Genomic DNA, 23,932 nt, shown 5'->3' with positions numbered 1-23,932 from the left:
TCAGTCGGCCGGGACGACGGTGGACTGTGTCTGCTGCGCCGTCACGTTCCAGCGGCGGCCGCCGGCTTGGACGTCGTGCAAACGGATCTCGCCGAGGTGCTCGGGAAGGTGTGCGTCGGCTGCCAGCCCGTCGCCCTGGGGGTTCAGGCCCAGCAGCGTCCGCAGGAGCAGCAGTGGAGCCGCGCTCGCCCAGGCCTGCGGGCTGCACGCGGTGGGATAGGGGACGGGCTGCCGCCCGAAGGGCCGGTCGTATCCGGAGAACGCCTCGGGCAGGCGGTAGTTCGAGTGTGCGGCGGCCTCCAGCAGCCCCATGGCGATCCGGTTCGCCTCCTGCCGGAAGTCGTAGCGGGCGAGACCTGCGGCGATCAGTGAGTTGTCGTGCGGCCAGACGGTGCCGGTGTGGTAGCCGATCGGGTTGTAGCCGCCGTCGGCGGCGGACAGCGTGCGCACACCCCAGCCCGAGAACATGTCGTCGGACATGAGCTGCCGCGCGACCAGCTCGGCGCGGTCGGCGGGCACGATGCCGCTCCACAGCAGGTGCCCCATGTTCGAGGTCATCGAGTCGATCCGGTTCTTGTCGCCGTCCAGGCCCACCGCGTAGTACCCGCCGCGTTCCGCGATCCAGAAGTCGCGGTTGAACCGCTCCCGCAGCCGGGCTGCCTCGTCGCGCAGTCGGTGGGCCAGGTTCGGGTCCTGCCACGGGCCGTCTGCGAGCTCTGCGGCGCGCAGCTTCGCGTCATAGGTGTAGCCCTGTGTCTCGCAGGTGGCGATCGGCAACACCGGGATGCTGCCGTCGGCGAACTGGATACCGTCGGGGGAGTCCCGCCAGCACTGGTTGCCCAACCCCTGGCTGGACCGGGTCTGGTACTCGACGTATCCGTCGCCGTCGAGATCGCCGTGCCGGTCGATCCAGGCGAGCGCGGCGTCGGCGTTCGGCCGAAGCCGGCGAACCAGGGCGTCGTCGCGGCTCCACCGCCAGTACTCCGAGAGCAGGACCAGCCAGAGTGCCGTGGTGTCCGCACCGCCGTAGTAGGGCTTGTACGGCTTGAGGCCGAGTCGGGTCAGCTCGCCCGAGCGGTACTCGTGGAAGATCTTGCCCGGTTCCCGGTCGGTGAAGTCGTCGGCCGTCGTCGCCTGGTGCGCGGCCATCACGATGAGGGCGCCCCGGGCCACGTCCGGGCCGCAGATCATCGTCTGGTAGGCGGTGATCAGCGTGTCACGGCCGAATACGGTCAGGAACCAGGGCAGGCCGGCGGCGGTCAACACCACTGGCTCACCGGCGATGGTCTTCTCGATACGCATGGCGACCAGGTCGAGCGCGGACCGCTCGTAGATGCTGGCGAGCATGTCCCGGTCGGCGTGCAGGTGCGGCTTCCCGGCGGCCCACCGGGTCGCGGCGTCCTCCGGCCCGTGGTCGAAGGATTCCCCGAAACCGCGCAGGACGGGCCGGTAGTTCTCCTCGCCGCAGCTCAGTGGCACCCAGATCGCGCAACTCCACCGTTGCCCCCGTTCCAGGTGCAGGTGCCAGACCAGGCTGTCGCCGTCGACGTGGTCGGCCGGCGGATCGGGCTCGACGCGAACCAGCGCCGCGTAGTCGCCGTTCTGGTAGCTGAACGACAGTGCCGAACCGTCCGGTTCATGCCGGCGGACGATGTCCGTAGCCCGGTCCCGGCCGGTTTCCTTGATCTCGAACAGGTCGGCGAAGTCGGTGCCGACCGCGAGGCGCAGCCGCAGCGTCACCGGCTCGGCGCCGAAGTACCGCAGTTCGACCCGTTCGTACATGCCGTCTCCGACGACCCGTTGTCGTCGGATCCCCACCCGGTTCGCCGGTAGGTCGGGCAGCTCGGAGTTGGCCAGGAAGAACGCCGCCGAGTACGCGTCGACCGTGCCCGAGGACAGAACCAGCAGTGGCCGGTCGTCGATGGCCAACTCCCACTGGTCCAGGTACCGCGTGTCGTCGTGCACGAGTCCGCCGATCGAGCCTTTCGGCACGTTCCCCGCCGCGTCCGAGAACATGAAGGTGCGGCCCTCGAGCACGCCAACCGTGTCCGGCCCCAACTCGGGTGGGAGATCGCGGCAGGCGCCGCTCGGCACCCGCCGCGGCGCGTCCGTGCTCGGAAAGGGGTCGGCCGGCGTCGGCCGCGGTTCACCCGACCTCACCGGCGCCCCCCTGCCGGTCGCGTGGCGCGGACCATCCGCCCTGCCCACAGGCTAGACCGAGGCGCCGTGCAAGTCGGTCTCTTCGCCATTCGCTGACCCGTAGACTCCCGGGAAAACGGCCGACGGGGAGGGTCAGGAGTGGCCGAGCGGATCACCGTGGTCACCGGAGCCAACCGGGGTATCGGCAAGGAGGTGGCGCGGCAGCTCGCCGCAGGCGGTGACACCGTCATCCTCACCGCGCGGGACGCGAACAAGGCCGCAGCCGCCGCGAAGGACCTGAGCGGCGCGGGTGGCACCGTCGTGCCACACCCGCTCGACGTCAGAGATCCCGCCACGGCGGCCGCCCTCGCCGCCACCATCCGCGACCGGTACGGCCGGCTGGACGTGCTGGTCAACAACGCCGCCATCTCCTACGACACGTGGGCCGACGCGGCTGACGCGGACCTCGACGCCGTCCGGGAGGCCCTGGACACCAACCTGTTCGGCGCCTGGGGGGTCACCCAGTCCCTGCTACCGCTGCTCCGCCTCAGCCGCCACGGCCGGATCGTCAACGTCTCGAGCGAGGCCGGTTCCCTGGCGGGCATGGGTGGCGGCACCCCCGCGTACAAGATCTCCAAGGTGGGTCTGAACGCCCTGACCCGGATGCTCGCCGCGGAGCTGCGCGCCGACGGCGTACTGGTCAACGCGGTCTGTCCCGGCTGGGTGGCCACCGACATGGGTGGCGCCGGCGGTCGACCGGTGGCCGACGGCGCAGCGGGCATCGTGTGGGCGGCGACGCTTCCCGACGATGGACCCACCGGCGGGTTCTACCGCGACCGCCGGCCGTTGCCCTGGTAGAGCGACCCGGTGCCTCCTCGCCACGAGCGGAGAGCGCATGGGCACCCGCTCAGGAACGACCGCGGCACCGGCAGAGCGGCGCCCGCGAGGCGGGCGCGACGACCACGGCCTGGGCTGGTGTCGTTGAGGGCAGACTAGGCTCGGCTGGTGCCGCACGACACGATCTTCAACGAGCATCGCTCTCTTCTCAACGCCGTCGCATATCGGGTGCTCGGCCGCTGGAGCGACGCTGAGGACGTGGTCCAGGACGCGTGGCTGCGGTGGAGTGCTGTTGACGTCGAGCAGGTGGAGAACGCGGAGGGTTATCTGGTCCGGGTGACCACCCGCCTGGCGATCGATCGCTTGCGCAGTGCCGCGTCCCGGCGCGAGACCTATGTCGGCCCATGGCTGCCCGAGCCCATTCTGACCGCGCCGGATGTCGCCGACGACGTCGCCCGCTCGGAGTCGGTGTCGTTGGCGATGCTGTTGGTCCTGGAGTCGTTGTCCGCCTTGGAGCGGGCTGTCTTCGTGTTGCACGAGGCGTTCGGCTACTCCCACAGCGAGATCGCCACCATGGTGGAGCGCAGCCCGGAATCGGTACGTCAGACGGCGTTGCGCGCGCGAGAGCACGTCAGCCGCAGGCGGCGCCGCTATGACACCGATCAGGCGACCCGGCGCAAGGTGACGGAGTCGTTCATGTCGGCGAGCGCCGGTGGTGATCTCGTCTCGCTGATGGAGGTGCTGGCGCCGGACGTCAGGTTGGTGTGCGACGGTGGCGGCCTGGCGCCGGCGCCGCGCAAGGCGATCGAGGGAATCGATCTGGTGGCGCGGGCACTGATCACGTTCGGCGGCCGCATGCCGCAGGAGCCGCGCGTGGTGGTGGCCGAGGTCAACGGCGGGCCCGGCGTCGTCATCTACTCCGCGGAAACCCCGGTGGCGGTCATCGTGCTGCATCTTGTCGATGGGCGTGCGCGGGAGATTCACCTGATCAGCAACCCGGAGAAGCTCACCGCCGTCGCCGGTCTGTGACGCCGGTCACAGCGCCTCACGGCTTCCGGCGGCTGTGTCGTCCGTGGGGCATGACCGACATCAAGCAGGTAGTTGTCATCGGCGCCGGCTACACCGGCATGCTGGCAGCCCTCGGCGCGGCGAATCGAGCCAAGGGCCGGGTCCACGTGACCCTGGTCAACCCGTGGGAGAGGTTCACCGAGCGGCTGCGGATGCACCAGATCGCCACCGGCCAACAGCTCGCCGAACATCGCATCCCGGACCTGGTGGCCGGCACCGGCATCGACTTCGTGCAGGGCTGGGCGACCGGGATCGACACCGCCGCGCATGCCATCACCGTGTCCACCGTGGATGAACGTCAGGTCTTCCTCGGCTACGACGCGCTGGTCTATGCGGTCGGCAGCACCACCGACACCGGCGGTGTCCCCGGGGTGGCCGAGCACGCCTTCACCCTCAACAGCCCGCAGAGCGCACAGGACATGGCCGCGCACCTCGCGCGCCGGGGCAACAGCGAGTTCCTTGTCTGCGGAGCCGGCTTGACCGGGATCGAAGCCGCGACCGAGATCGCCGAGGCGCACCCGAACGTCCGGGTCACCCTGCTGAGCCGGGGCGAGCCGGCCGCGATGATGGGTGCCAAGGCTCGTGCGTACCTGACGGCGGCCCTGGATCGGCTGGGAGTGACCGTCCGGCAGGGCGTCAGCGTGACCAAGGTGCGTCCGGGCGGGGTCGAGCTGGAAGGCGGCGAGTTCGTCGCCGGCGACGGCTGCCTGTGGACCACCGGGGTGCGCGTGGCCACGCTGGCCACCGAGGCCGGCATTCTCACCGACGAGCACGGGCGCGTCCTTACCGATGCCATGCTGCGGTCGGTGTCGCATCCGGAGATCTACGCGATCGGTGACGCGGCCGCCATCCGCCAGGCTTACGGCGTCATCCACGGCACCTGCCAGAGCGGCATTCCGTCGGCGGCGCACGTCGCCGAGAACATCGCTCGCCAGTTGCGGGGCAAGCAGCTCAAGCCGTTCCGCTTCGGCTACCTCCACCAGCCGGTGAGCCTCGGACGCAAGGACGCGGTAATCCAGTTCACCCACGGCGACGACAGCCCCCGGCGCTGGTACATCACCGGCCGGGCGGCCATCTTCTACAAGGAGACGGTCAGCAGCAGCCCGATCAAGACCTACGGGCTGGCGAAGCGGCTGACCATCTCGTCGCGGATGCTCGCCACCACCGGCGGCAGGCGCAACAAGCCGGTCTAGCGGGGACGTGTCGGTCCCGCGTCGTTCGCCGGCCGACCCAGCGGAACGGCGACCGCCTGATGGGGTCAGGCGCCGTTGCCGGCCGCCGTTGTCTTGCCGTGCCGGTCACGGGTGCTGGGCCGTCTACACCAGCGGCGGGGTCTTGCTCGTGAATGATCTTGCCGCCATGTCAGCGGCGGCCGGGCTGGTTCTTCTCAGATGCAGGAACAAGATTGATCGGAAGGGTGATGGTCATGCGGGTTTTTGTGGCGGGCGGGAGCGGGGTTGTGGGACGGCGGCTGGTGCCGCTGCTGGTGGCCCGGGGCATCAGGTGACGGCTACGACGACGAGCGCGGCCAGCCGCGCTGGGCCGTGCCGTCACCCCGGACGGAGCTGCGCTCGGGCAGGGGCAGCACGGGTGAGCACCCGACACTATTCTCCGGGCCATGGCAGCCACCTCACCCGATCGGCGCGGCGTCGACTCTCCTCTGGACCCCTCGGCCGAGCAGATTAGGGACATGGGTGAGCGTGCCGTCGAGTGGGTGGTCGCTCACCACAACTCGATCCGCGAGCTGCCCATCGCCCCGCGAACCTCCGCCGCCGCCCTGAAGAAGGCGCTCGCGGAGCCGCTGCCCGTCGAGGGCCGTGACTTCACCGACCTGCTCACGGTATTTCGTGACGTGGTCGTGCCCGGCAGCCGGCACAACGGGCACCCCCGTTTCTTCGGGTACGTCTCCGCGCCGGGCACCGCCATCGCCGCGGTCGCCGACTTCCTCGCGTCGGCGCTGAATCCGAACCTCACGGCATGGCGGTCCGCCCCGGCTCCCACCGAACTGGAGCACGTGGCCATCGACTGGATCAAGGAGGCCCTCGGCTGCGACCCGGGTGCCGGGGGCCTGTTCACCAGTGGCGGCTCGATGGCCAACTTCACCGCGCTCGCCGCCGCGCGACACCGCCACTGCGGCGACGCCGTCGCCACCCACGGCGCGGCCGCCCACCCCGCGCCACTGCGCGTCTACGCCTCCACTGAGACCCACCACTCGATCCACAAGGCCGCGGCACTGCTGGGTATCGGGCGGGCGAACGTCCGCGAGATCCCGGTGGACGACTGCTTCCGGATGGACGTGAACGCCCTCGTCCGCGCCGTCGAGGAGGACCGGGCCGCCGGGGCGGATCCGTTCTGCGTGGTGGCGAACGCCGGCACCGTCGTCACCGGCGCGGTGGACCCGCTCGCGGAGATCGCAGCGGTCGCGCGGAGATACGGGCTGTGGATGCACGTCGATGCGTGCTACGGCGGCTTCGCGCGGCTGGCCCCCTCGGCCCGTCCGCTCTTCGACGGCATGTCGGCGGCCGACTCGATCGCCCTCGACCCGCACAAGTGGCTCTACCTGCCCGCGGACTGTGGCTGCCTGATCTACCGCGACCCCGAGGCGGCGCGGGCCGCCTTCAGCCTGGACGCCGACTACACACGGGTGATGCAGACCGAGCCGGCCGAGGCGTTCGCCTTCTGGGATTACGGTCCGGACCTGACCCGGCGATTCCGGGCACTCAAGGTCTGGATGGCGCTGGCGCACACCGGTTCGCGAGCCCTCGGCGAGGCGATCGAGGGCAACCTCGACTGCGCCCGTCACCTCGCCGAACTCGTCGACGCCAGCGCCGACTTCGAACTGCTCGCCCCGGTCGGGCTCTCCGTCTTCTGCTTCCGCTACCTGCCGCCGAGTGCACGCGCCGGCTCGCGACCGCAGGCCGACGAGGATGAACTCGACCGCATCAACGAACGCATCATGGTGGCCTTGCAGCAGGCTGGCAGCTCATACCTGTCGAACGCGACCATCAACGGCCGCTTCGCGCTGCGCGGCTGCGTGCTCAACTACCGCACCGCCCGCCGCGACATGGAGATCCTGCTCGACGACGTACGCCGCGCCGCCAAGCAGCTGATCGAGGAGACGCCCTGAGGCTCACCCCTGCGGTTCCCTACTGTGCGTGACGGTGTACCTGGCGATGCCGCGGCGGCATCCGGCGTCCTGGCTGGAACCGGTGGTGGCCGGACGCCCATGCTGCGGTGCCACTCAGGTTGGTCGGTCAGCTGTCCGTTCCGGTCGGCTGCTGGCGGTGACCGACGACCGCAGGCGCCGAAGGGCCTCGGCTCGCACTCCGACCAGGACCGGCTCACTGCTCAACTGGGCGGGCCGGACGGACACCTGTCGCGGCATCAGGGCGGTCGCCGCACGGATGCTGTCGATCAACGCCGGGCCCCACGATCCGCCGACGACGACCTCCTGCGGGTCGGCGAGCGCGACCACGGCGGCGACGACCCCGCTGACGGCCGTGCCGATGGTCTCGTGCGTGGCTGCCGCGCTGTCGAGGAGCCGCTCGGTGTCGATTGCCGTGGACCCGCTGAGGCGCAGACCCAGGTCTTCGAACAGCTCGATGAACCGGAGCGCCCGACCGCCCGGCCCGGCAGTCACCACATGGGCGATCTCACCGGTCAGGCCGGCACCCCCGCGCCGGACCTCGCCGTCGTTGACGATCGCACATCCGAGGCCCTCGCCCAGATAGAGGTACGCGAAGTCGCGCAGCTGCTCCGCGCCGACACGGTCGCGCTCCGCCAGGGCCGCCCAGTTCACGTCGTTGTCGACCACGACCGGTCCCTCGGCGAAAGGGGCGAGGACAGCGACCGGGTCCAGCTCGCCGACCAGGAAGGGCGCGTCGGGCAGTTGCACCAGACGGCCGGTGGCACGGTCCACCGGGTCGGCCGCTCCGACGACGGCCAACCGGGCCGGCTGCCCGGCGGTGGCGCCCGCCTCCGCCGCCGCCGCACGCAACGCCGACGAGACCTGGCTGGGCCGGGCAGGCCGGTCGATCGGGCGAACCGCGCGGGTCACGGTGTCGCCGTAGACGTCCACGCACTCCGCCACCACGCCTTCCGGGGCGATCGTGACCGCCAGCGCCACCCCCACCGTCGGCGCCAGCGCGTAGTACGAACCCACCCGGCCGCGGCCGCGCCCGCCCGGCGTGCGTTCCCCGGTGTCGGCCAGCAGCCCGAGCTCGGTCAGCCGGCGGACGCTCTCACCGGCGGTCGGCTTGGAGATGCCGATCTCGACGGCGAGTTCGGCTCGCGTGAGGCGGCGGTGCTCCATCAGTGCCCGCAGGACGTGCTCGTCGGTCAGCGACCGGACCAGATCCACTGACGGCTTGGTGGATTCCACGCCGCGATTCTAGTCAGGGCCCTTGCCTTGAAGCGAGGAGAGCGCCTACAGTCCTTTTCAAGTAAGTAAGGCTCACTTGAAAAGGAGCTGCCGTGTCGACGACTGCCGCGCTGCCGCACTGGGAGGAGACACCGGCCGACCTCACGGCCGCGACCCGCGAGATCAAGAAGGCGCTGCGGGAGCGGATCGCCGCCTCCGGCCGGACGGTCGAGGAGGTCTTCTCGGTCGTCGAGCAGCGCGTCCAGGCCGCGGTCGACGACGTCTCCGCGGCCCGCCGCCGGGGAGAGACGATCTGGCCGGTCATCGAGTACGCCGACATCGCCGCCGGCGCCGTCCCGGACGAGCAGCTCGCCCTGCTGCGACGCCGCGGCTGCCTGGTCGTGCGTGGCCACTTCGACCGTGATCAGGCCCTGGCCTGGGACCGGGACATCGTCGACTACGTCGAGAGCAACCGCTTCTTCGAGAACTACCGCGGTCCCGGCGACGACTTCTTCGGCAGCGTGGGGTCCAAGCCCGAGATCTACCCGATCTACTGGTCGCCCGCGCAGATGCAGGCCCGGCAGAGCGAGCGCATGGCCACCGTCCAGGCGTTCCTCAACGGCCAGTGGAAGCACGAGTCCGACGGTGTGCGGTGGTTCGACCCCGACCGCGACTCGCTGTACCCCGACCGCATCCGCCGCCGGCCCGAGGGCGCCGACTCAGCCGGCCTCGGCACGCACCTCGACCCCGGCACCCTCGACCTGTGGATGACCCAGGCCTACCAGAAGGCGTTCCGGCACCTGTTCGACGGCAGTGTCGAGCGGTACGACCCGTGGGACGCGGCCTACCGCACCGCCGGACCACAGTATCCCGGCTCGACCATGTGCTCGGCCTTCCGCACCTTCCAGGGGTGGACCGCGCTGTCCGACATGGACCATGACCAGGGCGTCCTGCACACCGTGCCGATCCCCGAGGCGATGGCCTACCTGATGCTGCGCCCGCTGCTCGACGACGTGCCCGACGACGACATGTGCGGCGTCACCGTCAACCAGGTCTTCCCGGCCGGCCACAAGTGGCATGCCCCGCTCATGGAGGCCCTCGCCGGCATCCCCGACGTGAAGGCCGGCGACTCCGTCTGGTGGCACTGCGACATGATCCACAGCGTGGCCCCCGTCGAGAACCAGAAGGGCTGGGGCAACGTCATGTACATCCCCGCCGCGCCCTGGTGCCCGCGTAACGAGCAGTACGCGGCGAAGGTGCGAGAGGCGTTCCTGACCGGGTCGAGCCCTAGCGACTTCCCGCCCGAGCACTATGAGCGGGACTGGCCCAACCGCTTCCGGGTCGAGGACCTCAACGAGATCGGCCGCCGCGGTCTCGGCCTCGACCGGGTGTGACCCGATCTGCCAGGGCTGGACCTCGACATGGCGACCTGTAGCCGGCCGCCACCTGGGCCCGGACCGCGTGGGGGTGGAAAACCCCCAGGCGGAGTCGGATGGTTTCCGGCTTCTGACCGCCGACGGCGCTGCCTAGCGTCGGTGGTGTGATCGAACTACGTGAGCTGACGAAACGCTACGGCGACCGGGTCGCCGTGGACGGGCTGAGCGTCCGGGTGCAGCCGGGAGTGGTGACCGGCTTCCTCGGCCCGAACGGATCCGGCAAGTCGACGACGATGCGCATGATCCTCGGCCTGGATGCCCCCGACCAGGGTGAGGCGCTGATCGGCGGCGTGCGGTACCCGGACCTGCACTGGCCGTTGAAGACGGTCGGAGCGCTCCTCGACGCCGGGGCGTTCCATCCCGGCCGGAGCGCCCGCGCGCACGTGAGCGCGCTGGCCGCGAGCAACGACATCCCCGGTTCCCGGGTGGAGCAGGTGCTGCGCATCGTCGGTCTGTCCGACGCGGCGGCGCGGCGTGCCGGCACGTACTCGCTCGGCATGCGCCAGCGGCTCGGCGTCGCTGTTGCCCTGCTCGGCGACCCGGGCGTCCTCCTGCTCGACGAGCCGGTCAACGGACTGGACCCGGAGGGCATCCGCTGGATCCGGGACCTGCTGCGCGGGCTCGCCGCCGAAGGCCGGACGGTGTTCGTGTCCAGCCACCTGATCGCCGAGATGGCGCTGACCGCCGACCGACTGGTGGTCATCGGCCGCGGCCGGCTGCTGGCCGAGACGACCGTGACCGAACTCGCCGCCGGCGACGACAGCCTGGAGGATGCGTTCTTCCGGCTCACCTCGGAGGCCACCGACTACCGCGGAGTGGGAGCGTCATGAACGGGTACGGATTCCGGCACGCGGCCCGGATGGAGCGGATCAAGCTGAGAAGCGTCCGATCGACGTGGTGGCTGGCGATCGCCGCGGTGGTCTCGATGGCCGCGGCCGGGACCGGGGTGGGACTCGGGTACCGATCGCACACCCCGGTCGCCACCGCCGCCCAGATCCTGAACAACAGCCTCGGCGGCGCGATCGTGGCTCAGCTGCTCCTCGGCGCGGTCGGCGTCCTGACGGTGACCGGCGAATACGGCACCGGGATGATCCGCTCGACGTTCGCCGCCGTCCCGCGGCGTCGGATCGTCCTGGCCGCGAAGGTCGCCGTGTGCGGCGGCACGGCACTCGGCGTCGGCCTCGTCGCCAGCTTCGCTGGCTATCTGGGCGGGCAGCTCGCGATCCGTGGCACCGCCATCCCGGCCGCACCCCTGACAGACCCGGCGATCCTGCGCGCGGTCGTGCTGACCGGCGTGTATCTGGGCCTCACCGCGCTGATCGGGGTCGGCATCGGGACGATCGTGCGGCACTCGGGTGCCGCGATCGGCACGCTGTTCGGTCTGTTGTTCGTCCCGACGATCGTGACCGGCCTGTTCGGCGAGAGCGGAATCCAGGTCGGCCGCTTCGTGCCGCTGCTGATGCTGCTCAACTCGATCGCGGTGACCGCGCCGGTGCCCGGGCTGTTCGCCGGCTGGATCAGCGCACTGCTGATGTGCGCGTACGCGGCGGTAGCGATCCTGTGCGGCGGCGTGCTGCTCCGCCACCGCGACACGTGAGCGGCGACAATGGGCTGATGACCGCGCTGCACGCTCCGTTCACCACACTGGCCCTGCGCCGGGCGGTGTTCTGCCTCGCCGGCGTGGTCAGTGCGGCCGCGATCCTGAGCGTACCGGCGCTCGTGCCGGCCCTGGGCGCCCTCGTCCTCTGGGCGACCGGCGCCATGTCCCAGCAGCCCGCACCTGCCGTCGCCCCGCTGTTCCTGGTCCTGCTTCCGCTCACCGCCGCGCTCCTGGTCGTGCTGGCCGCCCCGATCGGGCGCGCGCTGGGAGCCGTGCACCGCTCACTCGCCGACCGGCTGCTCGACGTGCAGGTGGAGGCCCCGCCGCCGCGGCTCTCGAAGCGGATCAGCGCGCTGATCACCGACGGACCGGGCTGGCGGGCCGTCGGGTACGGCCTGCTCAAGGTGCCACTGGCCATTCCCGAGGGCTACGGCGCGTTCTGCTACGTGTTCGGCCTGGTCAACCTCAGCTACCCGGTGTGGTGGCCGCTGTTTCGCAACCACCCGGCCGGAACGCGCCTCGGTCCGGTGTGGGCGCTGACGCCGTTCGGCGCCATCGGCGCGCGGACGTTCGCCGGCGCGTTGCTCATCGCCGCGGCCGGCCTCGCCATGCTGCTGATCGCACCGTGGTTGATGCGGGCCGGCACGACACTGGACCTTGCCGCGATGCGCCGGCTGCTCGGTCCGCGTCGGCTCGCCGAGCGGGTACGCGAACTGCAGGTCACCCGGGCCCGCGCGATCGACGACGCCGCCGCGATGATGCGCAGGCTGGAACGGGACCTGCACGACGGCGCGCAGATCCGGCTGGCCACCCTGGCGATGAACCTCGGCATGGCGACCGAGAAGCTCGGCGTCGACGGCCCGTCGCCGGACCTCGCGCAGGCCCGCGAACTGGTCGCGCTCGCCCACCGCGGAGCGAAGGAAGCCCTCGCCGACCTGCGCGATCTGGTACGCGGGATCCACCCGCCGGTCCTCGACAACGGCTTGGGCGACGCCCTGGCGACCCTCGCCACGAGCAGCGCCATCCCGGTCGCGGTGGACGTCGAGCTGCCCGACCGCCCGGCGCCCGCGATCGAGACCATCGCCTACTTCTGCGCCGCCGAGCTGCTCGCGAACGCGGCCAAGCACAGCCGGGCGACCCGGATCGGGCTCGGCGTCCTGCGACGCGGCGAGCGTCTGACGTTGACGGTCAGCGACGACGGCGTCGGTGGGGCGAACCCGGACGGTCCGGGCCTGTCCGGCCTGGCCCGCCGCATCGCCGTCGTGGACGGTCGGATGCGCGTACACAGTCCGGCCGGCGGTCCGACCCGGGTCGAGATCGAGCTGCCCACACACGTGTGAACGGAGGCGACGACATGCGGGTGGTGATCGCGGAGGACGCCGCCATGATGCGCGAAGGGCTGGTCCGGCTGCTCACCGACCGCGGGTTCGAGGTGTCCGCCGCGGTGGCCGGCGCGGACGCGCTGCGGTCGGCGATCGCCGACACCCCGCCGGATGTCGCCATCATCGACATCCGGATGCCACCGACGCACACCGACGAGGGACTGCGTGCCGCCATCGACATCCGACGCGACCATCCCGACGTCGGCGTGCTGGTGTTCTCCCAGTACGTGGAGACCCGCTACGCGACGCGCCTGCTCGCCGACCGGCCGACCGGCGTCGGCTACCTGCTCAAGGACCGCGTCGCCGACGTCGCCGACTTCGTGGACGCGCTGACCCGGGTCGCTTCCGGTGGCACCGCCCTGGATCCGGAGGTGGTCGGTCACCTGATGCGGGCCGGGCAGGCGACGGCCGGGGTGGCGTCGCTGACCCCCCGGGAGCGTGAGGTGCTGTCGCTGATGGCCGAGGGGCGCTCCAACGCCGGGATCGCGGCCGCACTTGTCATCACCCCCGGAGTCGTGGAGAAGCACGTGGCGAACATCTTCGCGAAACTCGGCCTGCCCTCCTCGGACAGCGACAACCGCCGGGTCCTGGCCGTCCTCCGCCACGTCAGCGGCGGCTGACGACACCTGATGCTGCCGCCGCTACGCCGGTGAGGGCGGTACGGTGGCGCCTGACAAGCCGTCGACCGCAGGACCGTACGCCGCCGATCGGAGGGGCCGCCCGTGGGCATGGTGTTGATCGGGTACCGGCTGTCGCCCGAGCAGGTGGCAGCGGTGCGCGCCGACCCGACGGCTGTCGACACGCTGCTCTACGGCGACCTCGACGACGACGAGGCCGAGATGCCCGAGCCGGAGCTCGACCTGGACAAGTCGTGGCACGGCATCCACTACCTCCTCACCGGCACCGAATGGCGGATCGGTGAGGGCGCTGGCGCGGCGATTCTCGGTGGTGTCGAGATCGGCCAGGACGGCGGCTACGGTCCTCCGCGTCTACTCGACCGCGCCACGGTCCGTGCGGTGGCCACCGAGCTGGACGCACTGGATGTGGAGACTCTGGGCGCCCGCTTCGACCCGGACGCCATGACCGCGGCCGAGATCTACCCCGACATCTGGACCGACGGCGCCGAGGCGCTTGACTACCTGATGGCGCACTTCGTCGAATTGCGCCGGTTCTACAACGCCGCAGCCGCGAACGATCAGGCCGTGCTGGTGGCCATCACCTGACGTTGACGGCCCATTGACCGGGTGGCGTCGTCCTCGAAGCCGACCAAGGCGTCCAGGTGACGGCGGCGGAACCGGGCGATCGAACGCCCGGAACTTCTTGCCCACCGCTGCCGCACGCGCCCGCGACGCGCGGATTGCCGGTTGCTGTGACATCCTCCTAACGGATCGTCACCGACTCGCCGACCGGGATGCGCGCGTACTCGGTGCCGCCCTTGAAGTCCAACCAGCCGTCGAAGTACTCCTGGCCGAGCTCGTTGAGCGTGGCGTCGTGGATCGGGAACGCCCGCTTCGGCCGCACCGCCCGCACGAAGTCCAACGCCTCGCAGAGCTTGAGCCAGGGTGCGGCAGCCGGCACGAGCAGCGTCGCCACCGGCGACGGCGGGACGAACAGCGAGTCGCCCGGGTGGTAGACCGTGCTGTCGACGACGAAACCGACGTTGGCGCAGCCGGGCAGACCGTCGTAGATCTCGGCGTGTGCCCCGCCCACGACGTCGACGGCGAACCCGGCCGCTGTGAACCGCTGCCCCGCATCGACGGCGACCGCTGCGTCGCCCAGCTCGGGGGCCGACTCGATCGCTGCCGACGGCAGGTACACCCGGAACGCGGAGTTGCGCTGACTCGCCGCCACGAGCTTGGCGATGTCGAGGTGGTCGGGGTGCTCGTGCGTCACCAGCACCTCGTCGACCCCGTCGAGCGCTTCGGCCTCCGAGAACGTCCCCGGGTCGATCAGCAGTACCCGGTCGTCCGCCTCCAGGCGCACACAGGCGTGGCCATATTTGATCAAGTTCATGCGCCCACTATGGCAGGGACGGTCGAAGGCGTGGCCCTGTTCGATCAGGCCGTGTCGGAGATCAGGCTGTTCCACCGCGTGACAACCAGCTCGAACGGCCCGTTTCCATCACGCGAATCGGGATCATCCTGAATGCATGATCACAAGACACACGCGGGTGCCGGTTACTGAGACACGCTCCTAGGCGGCGTCCACTCGCTGGAAGGCTGAACGGACGGTGCCACCGACAACTGCGCACCACGTGTCCACGTCGACCTTTCCATTGGGTACCAGGCCGTGCAGGCGCTGCATGTCCTGGACCGCCTTCATGGTGTTGTGGTCGAATTCGCCACTTGTCGTGACGTCGTCGTACCCCTTGCGGCCGAGCATGAACTGCAGCGCGTTGACGGGAAGGCCGACGGCGTCCTTGTCGAGTGTCGGCACGAGCGCCTCCCAGGTGGCGGCGTCGAAGGTCGCGTCCGGGTCGACCCGAATCCCGTGGTTGGCCTGGAAGTCCGCCACGGCGGCGTTCATGTCGTAGCCGAAGTCGCCGTTCGGGGTCAGCGGGTAGCCGAGGTCTGCGAGCAGGTACTGCGCGACCTGCACGACCGGGCCGTCGACGAAGCGCCAGATGTCCGGCCACCGGCGTGCGGGGATGTCCGCACGTTGGGTGCCGAGTGCTGCCGCGACACGTGAGCGGACCATCGGAAACAGCCGGTAGAAGGCGGTGCCCGGGCACTGGGTCGTATAGAAGTCCCCGTGGCCGAAGATGTCCCACGGCTGCAGCCGGAACTGCTGGCACACTGCGGCGCACAGCGTCACCAGCGAGTCGAGGAGGGCGTCGGGCGGGGTCTCGGTGATGTACGTGCCCTCGTTCTCGATCCCGATCGCGTTCCCGTTCTCGCCGGGGCAGTGTGCGGCGATGACCTGGTGCCCGCCCGTGTCGAGCGTCTGCAGGCTGCGGTGACGACCCTCCAGCACGTAGCCGCCACGGCTGACCGTGAAGTGCTGTCCGGTGTCCGCCCAGCCGTTGACGTCCATGTGCAGGTTCTGGCAGTCCCGCGCCAGTTGCATCGCATGGTCGCGCGAGTAGTCCGCGACGTTCGGGAACGCCATGTGGTGCAGGATGATCTTGTTGGTGGTGTTGCCGGTGATCTGGATCGTTCCCCTCGGCGGGCGCGCACCCCATGTGTCGCAATCGATGACCCAGGGGAACAGGGCGCTGGGCGCCGCACCCGCCGGTGCCGCCGTGAACACCTCGGTGCCGACGATCGCCGCGATCCCCGTACCCAGACCCGCCTTGAGCAGGGTGCGGCGATCGACCTCGTGCCGATGAGCTGACATGCGCTGCCTCCATGGCGGGTGTGGAACCACAACGACCGACTGGTGTGGGCCGGCGGACAATGTCGATGCATGTCGGTGCGGGCTGAAATATTTCGACCATTCCATCGCACCGATCGGCAATTTTCAACAGGTTCCGGGTTCGGATATCGGCTGTGGAAGATGGAGGGATGATCGGTGACCGGTGGGGCGTGACTGACGGCGAGACAATGCGTTCCTATCCGTGCGACGACTTCGTCGTCTCGCCCACCCTGCAGGCGTGGCGGGGAGTGCACATCGAAGCGCCCGCCGCCGCGGTGTGGCCGTGGCTGGCGCAGGTGCGGCTCGCGCCGTACTCGTATGACTGGATCGACAACCTCGGCCGCCGCTCACCCCGACGGTTGGTGGGTCTGCCCGAGCCCCGAGTCGGCGAGGCTTTCACCACTGCCGGCGGACGGAAGCTGGGCAGGATCGTCTCGGTCGACCCCGGCCGGCAGCTGACCAGCACCATCATGGGCGCCTTCATGTCGTACGTCCTGGTGCCCCAGGAGCCCGACACGACGCGGCTGCTGCTCAAGGTCGTCATGCGGACGACCCGCTGGGCCGCCCTCGGGCTGTCCCTCGGTGACCTGGTCATGGCTCGACGGCAGCTGTTGAACCTGAAGCGGCTCGCCGAACGCCACCATCAGGGACCGGCCACGGACTGAGGACGGCGACGACCAGGCCCGCCGCTGCGGAGCTTCCTACTTGTGCAGATGCGCAAAGTCGTTCTTGTGCCGCTGACGACAGCGCGGCGAGGGTGAGCGAACCCCGTGCCGCAAGGAGCCGGCCGGGCGCTGGACCACCTTGCAGGAGCAACAGATGCGCAGACTCACGGCACCACCTGCCCTCGCCGTCCTGGCGGCGGCCGCCCTCCTCGGAACCACCGCCCAGGCCGCGAACGCGGCGACCCCGTCGGCGACGGGCACGACGACGGCCGCGGAGGCTTCCGTTCCGGCCACCGTGGCGCCCGCTACGGACACCCCCGCGCTCGTGGACGACCTGGCCGACCCGGTCGACGCCACGATCGCACCGGACAAGGCCGCCAAGGCCCACCTCGCGGGCCACAAGGACCGCTACAAGATCACCGACCCGGCCGGCACGCTCACCACCGCGCGCGTCGACACGCGGGGCGCGCGGGAGACGGTCCGGCTGAACCAGAGGTACAAGGGCCTGCCCGTGTTCGGCGCCCAGTACGTGGTGCGGATGGAGAAGAGGGCCGGCAAGCGCGCGGTGACCGGCACGTCGGGCACCTACTTCACGGACCTCGACGTCGACACGACCCGCACCCCGATGCCCGCGGACGTCGCCACTTCCCGAGCGGTCGAGGACGTGCGCAGGAGCCTGCACCCCGGTGCGGCCGTCGTGGCCGGCGCCCCGCGGCCCGGCACGAAGCCCGACGCGGCCCACGCCGACTTGAGCGGCACCGACCATGGGCTCGTCGTCATGCCGACCGGCACCGGCGTGCTCGCGCGGCGCGTGCTCGTCCAGGGCAAGGACGTCGTCACGGGTCAGCCCGTGCTCCGCGACGTGTACGTGGGCGCGACGAACGGGGTGACGCTGCTCAGCGTCAGCCGGATCAAGCCCTTCGCCACCGCGCAGCAGGCCGCCGCCCTGGCCGCCGGCGGCACCGCCGTCGCGCCGCGGACCGTGACGGAGCCGTCCCCGTCGGGCGACGGCACGACGCCGGTTGTCGGCGAGGGCAGGAGCCTGCACGGCGCCACGGTGCCGGTCCCGCTCGTCCGGAGCGCTGACGCGAGCTCCTACTTCATGATCGACCAGACCCACACCCTTCCCGACGGCCGGACGGTGCGGATCACCACCTGGGACGCTCGGGGCCGGGACTACTACGAGCTGCTCGACGGCCAGTTGCCCGAGGGCGTGGGGCCGTTCGCGTCGCCGTCGAGCACGCTCGGCGCGGACCTGACCGACGCCGGGGCCGTGGACGCGGCCTGGGATGCCGCGCAGGTGTTCGAGTGGTTCCAGGCGAAGCTCGGACGCAACAGCCTGGACGACGACGGCATGCCGATCAACTCGATCGTCGGCATCACCTACGGTGGCTACCCGTTCGTCAACGCCTACTGGGACGGCACCCGGATGGTGTACGGCAGCGGCGACGACGAGTACCTGCCGCTGGCTGCCGACCCGGACGTCGTGGGCCACGAGATGACGCACGGTGTGGTGGAGAACTCCGCCAGCCTGGTGTACGCCGGCCAGCCGGGGGCGCTCAACGAGGCGATCGCCGACTACTTCGGCAACGCCATCGACCTCGACGCGGCGGGCACGCCGATGTCCGACCCCGAGGCGAGCCTGATCGGCGGCGACCTCTGCCGCACCCTGGCGCCCACCAGGTGCGCCCTGCGCAACCTCGACGACGGTGCCACGACGGCGGACTTCCAGCACCTCATGGACACGCCGCAGATGGACGACGGCGGCGTCCACCTCAACTCGACGATCGTGTCCGGGGCGCTGTGGGACCTGCGCCAGACGTTCGGCGGCGCGGTCGCCGACAAGATCGTCTACCGGGCGCTCACCGACTACCTCGCGCCCATGTCCGACTTCGTCGACGCCCGCGAGGCGGTGCTCGCCTCCGCCAGGTCCTTCGGCCTCAGCAACAAGGACCTCACGGTCGTGCGGGCGGCGTTCGACTCGCGCGGGATCACCGCGAAGTGGAAGGCCGGCTTGTACGGCAAGAACACCGACCTGCTGATCGACCGGCTCAACACCGGGTTGTACAGCGACACCAAGGCGAGCATGGCCGCCGGCTGGTTCACCGTGCCGCGGTCGGACGCGAACCGTACCGAGCCGATGTCGATCTGGGTGGGCCGGACCGACGGCAAGGTCGCGCCGTACCGGATCTCCCCGAACGACGGGAACAACCACACCTTCCCGTACACCGATGGCAAGCGGGTCGTGTGGCTGTCGATCGCGGGCGACCCCGGCTCGCCGACCTGGGAGACCAACCGCATCCTGTCGGCGCCCGTCGGCGGCGGCCACGTCGAGGAGATCTACAGCTCCCCGTACCGGATCAACGGCCTGGGCTTCGACGGCGACGTCGTCGCGTGGAGCCAGTACGACCCGGAGCAGGGGTACCGCGACGTCGTGCGCTACCTGCAGGGCACCTCGCGGACCGTCCACACCCTCGCGCACCCCGACTGGGTCGGGAACGCGACGGCGCCGAGCGTCAGGAACGGGAAGATCTCCTACGTCCGGTACGAGGACTACGCGCAGCCCAACCCCGACGGCACCTGGTGGTCGCTGGGCGTCGAGGTGTACGACGTCGCGACCGGGAAGACGACCTTCGCCGGCGGTGACCCGGGCGCCGAGACGATGAGCTACCCCCAGGTGTCCGGCACCGGCGTCGCCTGGGTGATCAACCGCGACTACGGCCACTACGTCGACGGCCAGTGGAGCAAGGGGACGTTCAACGACTCCGTGCGGCTCTTCGACTTCGCCACGGGCACCAGCCACCTGCTCTTCGAGGAGAACTCCCCGCAGGCGATCCGTGCCGACGTCCTCACGCTGTCCGACACGACCCTCACGGTCACCGAGGAGGCCCCCGCGGACCTCTGGCTCTCGACCGGCGGCTACCCGGACAACGCGCTCAACCCGAAGCTCAAGCAGTACACGTTCACCGGGACGTACGTCGGCCCGGCGTCGTGCAGCCCGGGTGCGCAGATGTTCGCGACGGCGGGCGCGGGCCGCGAGGTGATCTTCATGGACTCGTCGGCGGGCGGCTTCGGCCTGGCGTACGCGAAGGGCGCCAAGTCCTGCGAGTGAGCCCTCCCTGGAAAGGGCGCTCCACGACGACGCGCCGGGACCCTGCGGTCCCGGCGCGTCGTCGCGCCGGGAGCAGCAGAGGGCCGAGGGTGCGGTTTCACACCTGCGCAACTGCACGTATTCCCCGCGGTCTTCTCCTTGTCACGGTGCGCGTGTGGCAGCGAAGGTCAGTGCGAGCCGCGGGCGCGCTCCCATGAGTCGCGCTGTGCGCGGCTGTCGTCATCGGCAGACGGCCGAACGGAAGGACCTCAGATTGACTTCCCCCAGTAACCGGACCGCGTCCCCGCAGGGTTCGCACCGGCCCCGACGGCGCCTGGCCGGGACCGTGGTGATCACGGCCGCGGCACTCGCGTTCTCCGCGCTGCCCGCCTCGGCCGGCGCCGCCCCCACCGCCGACGCCTCCGGAGGCCGGAACACCGGAGCGCTCCCGCAGATCAAGGCGACAGCCAGGCCGGGGGCCGGGACCGTGCACCTCTCGCCCGCGCAGCGCCGACGGCTGCTCGACCAGGCCGCCGGGGCGGCGTCGGACACCGCCCGCGCCCTGCGTCTCGGTCCCACGGAGAAGCTGATCCCGACGGACGTGATCCAGGACGCCGACGGGACGGTCCACACCCGCTACGAGCGGACCTACGCCGGACTGCCCGTGATCGGCGGTGACCTGGTGGTGCACCAGCGGCGCGGGGCCCCCACCGTCACCTACGCCTCCGAGAAGAAGCTGGCCCTGGCGACGACCACGCCGAAGGTGTCGGCGGCCACGGCGAAGAAGGGGGCCCTGAGCAGGGCCGAGGAGAAGGGCACCCGCAAGGCGGGCACGCCCACCGCCCCCCGCCAGGTCGTCTGGATGATGGGCGCCGGGCCGAAGCTGGCCTGGGAGACGGTCGTCACCGGCGTGCAGCAGGACGGTTCCCCCAGCGAGCGTCACGTCGTGACCGATGCCACGAGCGACGCCGTCCTGAACAATGCCGAGCACGTGAAGTCCGCCGAGGGCAACGGCCTCTACAGCGGGCCGGTCACGATCGGCTCCACCCGCCAGGACGACGGCACGTACGCCCTGATCGATCCGGAGCGCGGTGGTCACCGGACCCTCGACGCGAGCGTCAAGTCCAGTGGGGTCCTGTTCATCGACAGTGACGACGTGTGGGGCGACGGTACGGCGGCGAACCCGCAGACCGCGGCGGTGGACGCGGCGTACGGCGCGCGGACGACCTGGGACTTCTACCGTGACCGCTTCGGCCGCAACGGCATCGCCGACGACGGCCGCGGCAGCTACTCCCGGGTCCACTACCAGTCCGTGCAAGGGGTCAACCTGGCCAACGCCAACTGGCAGGACGGCTGCTTCTGCATGAGCTACGGCGACGGCGCGGACGGGCAGCACCCGGTGACGTCCCTGGACATCGCCGCGCACGAGATGGCGCACGGGGTCACCTCCGCCACGGCGGGGCTGGGCAACTTCGGCGAATCGCCGGCCCTCAACGAGGCGATCAGCGACATGATGGCCGCCGCCGTGGAGTTCTACGCCGACAACCCCAACGACGTGCCCGACTACCTGATGGCCGAGTTGGACGACCTGCACGGTGACGGCAAGCCCATCCGGTACATGGACCGTCCCTCGAAGGCCGGCGTCAGCGCCGTCGGCTACCCGCCCCGGGACTACTGGACGCCGCAGCTGAAGTGGGAGGAAGCGCACATGGCGGCCGGGGTGGGGGACCACTTCTTCTACCTGCTCGCCGAGGGCAGCGGGCAGAAGACCATCAACGGCGTGGACTACGACAGCCCCACGTACGACGGGCTGCCCGTGGCAGGCATCGGTCTCACCGACGCCGCCGCCGTCGTGTACCGCGCGCTCACCGTCTACATGACCAGCACCACCGACTACCCGGGCGCGCGGGCCGCGACGCTCCGGGCCGCCGCGGACCTCTACGGTCCGGACAGCGACGCCTCCGAGGCCGTGGCCAACGCCTGGGCGGGCGTCAACGTCGGGATCCGGTTCGTCAACCACATCGCCGTGGAGCCGCTGCCGACCGAGCCGGTGGCGGTCGGTCAGCCGGTCAGCCGCCAGATCACCGCATACAGCAGCCGTCCCGGCACGCTGACCTACTCCGCCAAGACGCTGCCCCGGGGCCTGTCGATCGACCGCACCACCGGCCTGATCACCGGCACGCCGGACAAGGCCGGCGACTACGGCTCGGTCATCGTCATCACGGACGCGGCCGGAAACACCCGGAGCCTCTCGTTCACCTGGAGCGCCCTCGAATCCGGCGGACACTTCTTCGTCAACCCCACCCGGTACCTGATCCCCGAGAACGGCGTGGTCGAGTCTCCGCTGGTCGTCCGGGGAAGGCCGGGCAACGCACCGGGTGACCTCAAGGTCACCGTCGATCTCGACCACATGTTCAGCAATGCCATGGTGATCGACCTGATCGCTCCCGACGGCACCGTCCTCACCGTCAAGCCGTGGGGACCCTGGGTGCTCACGCCCGAGCTGCACGAGACGTACACGGTCGATGCCTCGGCGGTCCCGGCCGTCGGCACCTGGAAGCTGCGCGTCACCGACGGCACCCCGGGCATCTTCGACCTGGATGCGGGCCATCTCCAGCGCTGGAGCCTGACCTTCTGAGGCTCCGGCTCAACGGACGAGACCGGCGTCCGCCCCGGTGGAGGCCGTAACGGCCCCGCCTGGTCACCGCCTCTGGTGACCCGGCGGGGCCGTGCGCCTCGACCGGGGCTGCCCGTTCAACGAGCGTCTGTCGGGACCGGGGCCGGCATGGCGGGAAATGGAGGGGCGGCTGCCGGCGCCGGACCGGCAGGCCCGGTGCGGCGTCCCGTCCCCACCGACTCCCTCAGCCACCCCCGCTCCGCCGCCAGCAGCGCGATCTGGAACCGGGTCCGGGCGCCGAGCAGGAAACCCGCGTCGCTGACATGTTTCTGCACGGTACGGCGGCTCACCTTGAGCACCCGGGCGATCGCCTCGTCCTTCAGCCCGGTGGCCATCATGTGCAGGATCTCCCGTGTCCGCTGGTCCGGCTCGACGGTCGTCGGACTGCCCTTCGGGGCCGGCCCGTCGTGTCGGCTCGCCAGGGACACCGGTTCGGCGCGTTCCCACACGCTCTCGAAAAGCGCCACCAGCGCCACCACCAGCGCGGGGGAGTGCACCACCAACGAGCCGGCCGCCGGGCGATCCCCGCGCACCGGCAGCAGAGCCGCCGCCCGGTCGAACACCACCAACTTCACCGGCAGCCCTGACGCCAGCCGCAGTTCCCCGCCCTGACCCGTCCCGCGCAGCGCCGTCGTGAGCGACACGGCGTCGGTGAAGCCCTCCGTCTCGTACACCGACCGCATCCGCACTCCGGGCGCCACTCCCGGCGCCCTGACGGACGCCTGCGCGGCCGTCACATACGGCGGCTTGGCCAGGTGCAGTACCTCGACGGAAGTCCCCTTCAGCAGCTGACCGTAGCGCGCCGGCACCTCGTCCTCGCGCTCCAGCACCTCCACCAGGTGCGCCGCGCGCGGCCCGGACACCGCCTCGTACACCTCGTGGAGCCGATCCACGAGGCCCTCGACGCGGGCCAGTTCGGCCCGCCGCCGAGCCAGCAGGGCGCTGAGCGATGACCGTGGGGGACCGGCCGCCCATCGCGGTGCCGTGCCATCGATCTGCAGCACCAGTGCGGAGTCCGCGAGGTGCCGCAGTGCCCGTTCCGCCTCTGCCGCTGACACCCCGACGGCCGCCGCCACCTCGGCGACGTCCGTGGACGGCACGGTCACCAGATGCTCCAACACCCGCCCGGCCAGTGGATCCAGACCGGTCACCGCCCACGGGTTGCCTGCGGTTCCGTCCATCCGTTCTGACACTCCTGTGCTCTGAGCTCGTTCCGCCGTGGCGGACCCCAACGGTGTGGTGGTCCCGCCGAAAGGGCGGCCTCGTGGTCGGCGGGACTCCGGTGGCCCAGGCCGCTGTGCAGCCGGTGCAAGTTCTACCAGC

At 70.8% G+C, this 23,932-nt stretch carries 18 protein-coding genes; 13 read left to right on the top strand and 5 right to left on the bottom strand.

Annotated elements, in window-relative coordinates:
- On the bottom strand, positions 1–2,037 hold the full coding sequence (locus NLX85_RS16640) for a glycogen debranching N-terminal domain-containing protein (protein ID WP_254336072.1): 2,037 nt from the start codon (positions 2,035–2,037) through the stop codon (positions 1–3).
- A gap of 261 nt (positions 2,038–2,298) precedes the next feature.
- On the opposite strand from NLX85_RS16640, the gene NLX85_RS16635 reads away from it, so the two are divergent.
- From NLX85_RS16635 to NLX85_RS16620, 4 genes are all read left to right on the top strand, one after another.
- The gene (locus NLX85_RS16635; RefSeq protein ID WP_254336070.1) at positions 2,299–2,997 is read left to right on the top strand and encodes an SDR family NAD(P)-dependent oxidoreductase; all 699 of its coding nucleotides are present in this window, start codon (positions 2,299–2,301) and stop codon (positions 2,995–2,997) included.
- Positions 2,998–3,144: 147 nt separating this feature from the next.
- Positions 3,145–4,005: an RNA polymerase sigma factor SigJ gene (gene sigJ / locus NLX85_RS16630; RefSeq protein WP_254336068.1), complete on the top strand. Its 861-nt coding sequence runs from the start codon at positions 3,145–3,147 to the stop codon at positions 4,003–4,005.
- A gap of 50 nt (positions 4,006–4,055) precedes the next feature.
- Positions 4,056–5,237, top strand: coding sequence for an NAD(P)/FAD-dependent oxidoreductase (locus NLX85_RS16625; RefSeq protein ID WP_254336066.1), 1,182 nt, complete (start codon positions 4,056–4,058; stop codon positions 5,235–5,237).
- Between the two features lie 497 nt (positions 5,238–5,734).
- Positions 5,735–7,171, top strand: a complete 1,437-nt coding sequence (locus NLX85_RS16620) for an aminotransferase class I/II-fold pyridoxal phosphate-dependent enzyme (RefSeq protein ID WP_254336064.1) — start codon at positions 5,735–5,737, stop codon at positions 7,169–7,171.
- Positions 7,172–7,285: 114 nt separating this feature from the next.
- Here NLX85_RS16620 and NLX85_RS16615 read toward each other — a convergent pair whose 3' ends face one another.
- Entirely contained in the window at positions 7,286–8,425 is a 1,140-nt protein-coding gene (locus tag NLX85_RS16615) for an ROK family transcriptional regulator (protein WP_254336062.1), read from the bottom strand.
- Between the two features lie 92 nt (positions 8,426–8,517).
- On the opposite strand from NLX85_RS16615, the gene NLX85_RS16610 reads away from it, so the two are divergent.
- From NLX85_RS16610 to NLX85_RS16585, 6 genes are all read left to right on the top strand, one after another.
- Positions 8,518–9,798: a YbiU family protein gene (locus tag NLX85_RS16610; RefSeq protein ID WP_254336060.1), complete on the top strand. Its 1,281-nt coding sequence runs from the start codon at positions 8,518–8,520 to the stop codon at positions 9,796–9,798.
- Between the two features lie 146 nt (positions 9,799–9,944).
- Positions 9,945–10,670 carry an ABC transporter ATP-binding protein gene (locus NLX85_RS16605; RefSeq protein WP_254336058.1) on the top strand — a complete coding sequence of 242 codons (726 nt, stop codon included), beginning with the start codon at positions 9,945–9,947 and terminating at the stop codon, positions 10,668–10,670.
- Positions 10,671–10,699: 29 nt separating this feature from the next.
- Entirely contained in the window at positions 10,700–11,437 is a 738-nt protein-coding gene (locus tag NLX85_RS16600; RefSeq protein WP_254336056.1) for an ABC transporter permease, read from the top strand.
- 17 nt (positions 11,438–11,454) lie between these two features.
- Positions 11,455–12,780 carry a sensor domain-containing protein gene (locus NLX85_RS16595; RefSeq protein WP_254336054.1) on the top strand — a complete coding sequence of 442 codons (1,326 nt, stop codon included), beginning with the start codon at positions 11,455–11,457 and terminating at the stop codon, positions 12,778–12,780.
- A gap of 14 nt (positions 12,781–12,794) precedes the next feature.
- Entirely contained in the window at positions 12,795–13,442 is a 648-nt protein-coding gene (locus NLX85_RS16590) for a response regulator transcription factor (protein WP_254336052.1), read from the top strand.
- Between the two features lie 108 nt (positions 13,443–13,550).
- Positions 13,551–14,045: a YfbM family protein gene (locus NLX85_RS16585; RefSeq protein ID WP_256567058.1), complete on the top strand. Its 495-nt coding sequence runs from the start codon at positions 13,551–13,553 to the stop codon at positions 14,043–14,045.
- A gap of 157 nt (positions 14,046–14,202) precedes the next feature.
- Here the strand turns inward: NLX85_RS16585 and NLX85_RS16580 are convergent, their stop codons facing one another.
- A complete protein-coding gene (locus NLX85_RS16580) occupies positions 14,203–14,835 on the bottom strand; it encodes an MBL fold metallo-hydrolase (protein WP_254336049.1) in 633 nt (210 codons plus the stop codon).
- A 180-nt stretch (positions 14,836–15,015) separates the two neighbouring features.
- The gene (locus NLX85_RS16575; protein ID WP_254336047.1) at positions 15,016–16,158 is read right to left on the bottom strand and encodes an N-acetylmuramoyl-L-alanine amidase; all 1,143 of its coding nucleotides are present in this window, start codon (positions 16,156–16,158) and stop codon (positions 15,016–15,018) included.
- A gap of 167 nt (positions 16,159–16,325) precedes the next feature.
- Between NLX85_RS16575 and NLX85_RS16570 the strand changes: the two genes are divergently transcribed.
- The 3 genes from NLX85_RS16570 (at position 16,326) to NLX85_RS16560 (ending at position 22,570) form a co-directional block, all read left to right on the top strand.
- Positions 16,326–16,841 (top strand): polyketide cyclase, encoded by a 516-nt coding sequence (locus NLX85_RS16570; protein WP_254336045.1) that lies wholly within the window; start codon positions 16,326–16,328, stop codon positions 16,839–16,841.
- Positions 16,842–16,995: 154 nt separating this feature from the next.
- Positions 16,996–19,953, top strand: coding sequence for a M4 family metallopeptidase (locus tag NLX85_RS16565; protein ID WP_254336044.1), 2,958 nt, complete (start codon positions 16,996–16,998; stop codon positions 19,951–19,953).
- A 253-nt stretch (positions 19,954–20,206) separates the two neighbouring features.
- On the top strand, positions 20,207–22,570 hold the full coding sequence (locus NLX85_RS16560) for a M4 family metallopeptidase (protein ID WP_254336042.1): 2,364 nt from the start codon (positions 20,207–20,209) through the stop codon (positions 22,568–22,570).
- 116 nt (positions 22,571–22,686) lie between these two features.
- Here NLX85_RS16560 and NLX85_RS16555 read toward each other — a convergent pair whose 3' ends face one another.
- A complete protein-coding gene (locus tag NLX85_RS16555) occupies positions 22,687–23,790 on the bottom strand; it encodes a helix-turn-helix transcriptional regulator (protein ID WP_254336041.1) in 1,104 nt (367 codons plus the stop codon).
- Between the last annotated feature and the right edge of the window lie 142 nt (positions 23,791–23,932).

This window comes from Micromonospora sp. A3M-1-15 (assembly GCF_024213425.1).
GTDB classification, from domain to species: domain Bacteria; phylum Actinomycetota; class Actinomycetes; order Mycobacteriales; family Micromonosporaceae; genus Micromonospora; species Micromonospora chersina.
The sequence above is the reverse complement of the archived record's forward strand: the minus strand, read 5'-3'. Positions and strand labels throughout refer to the sequence as shown.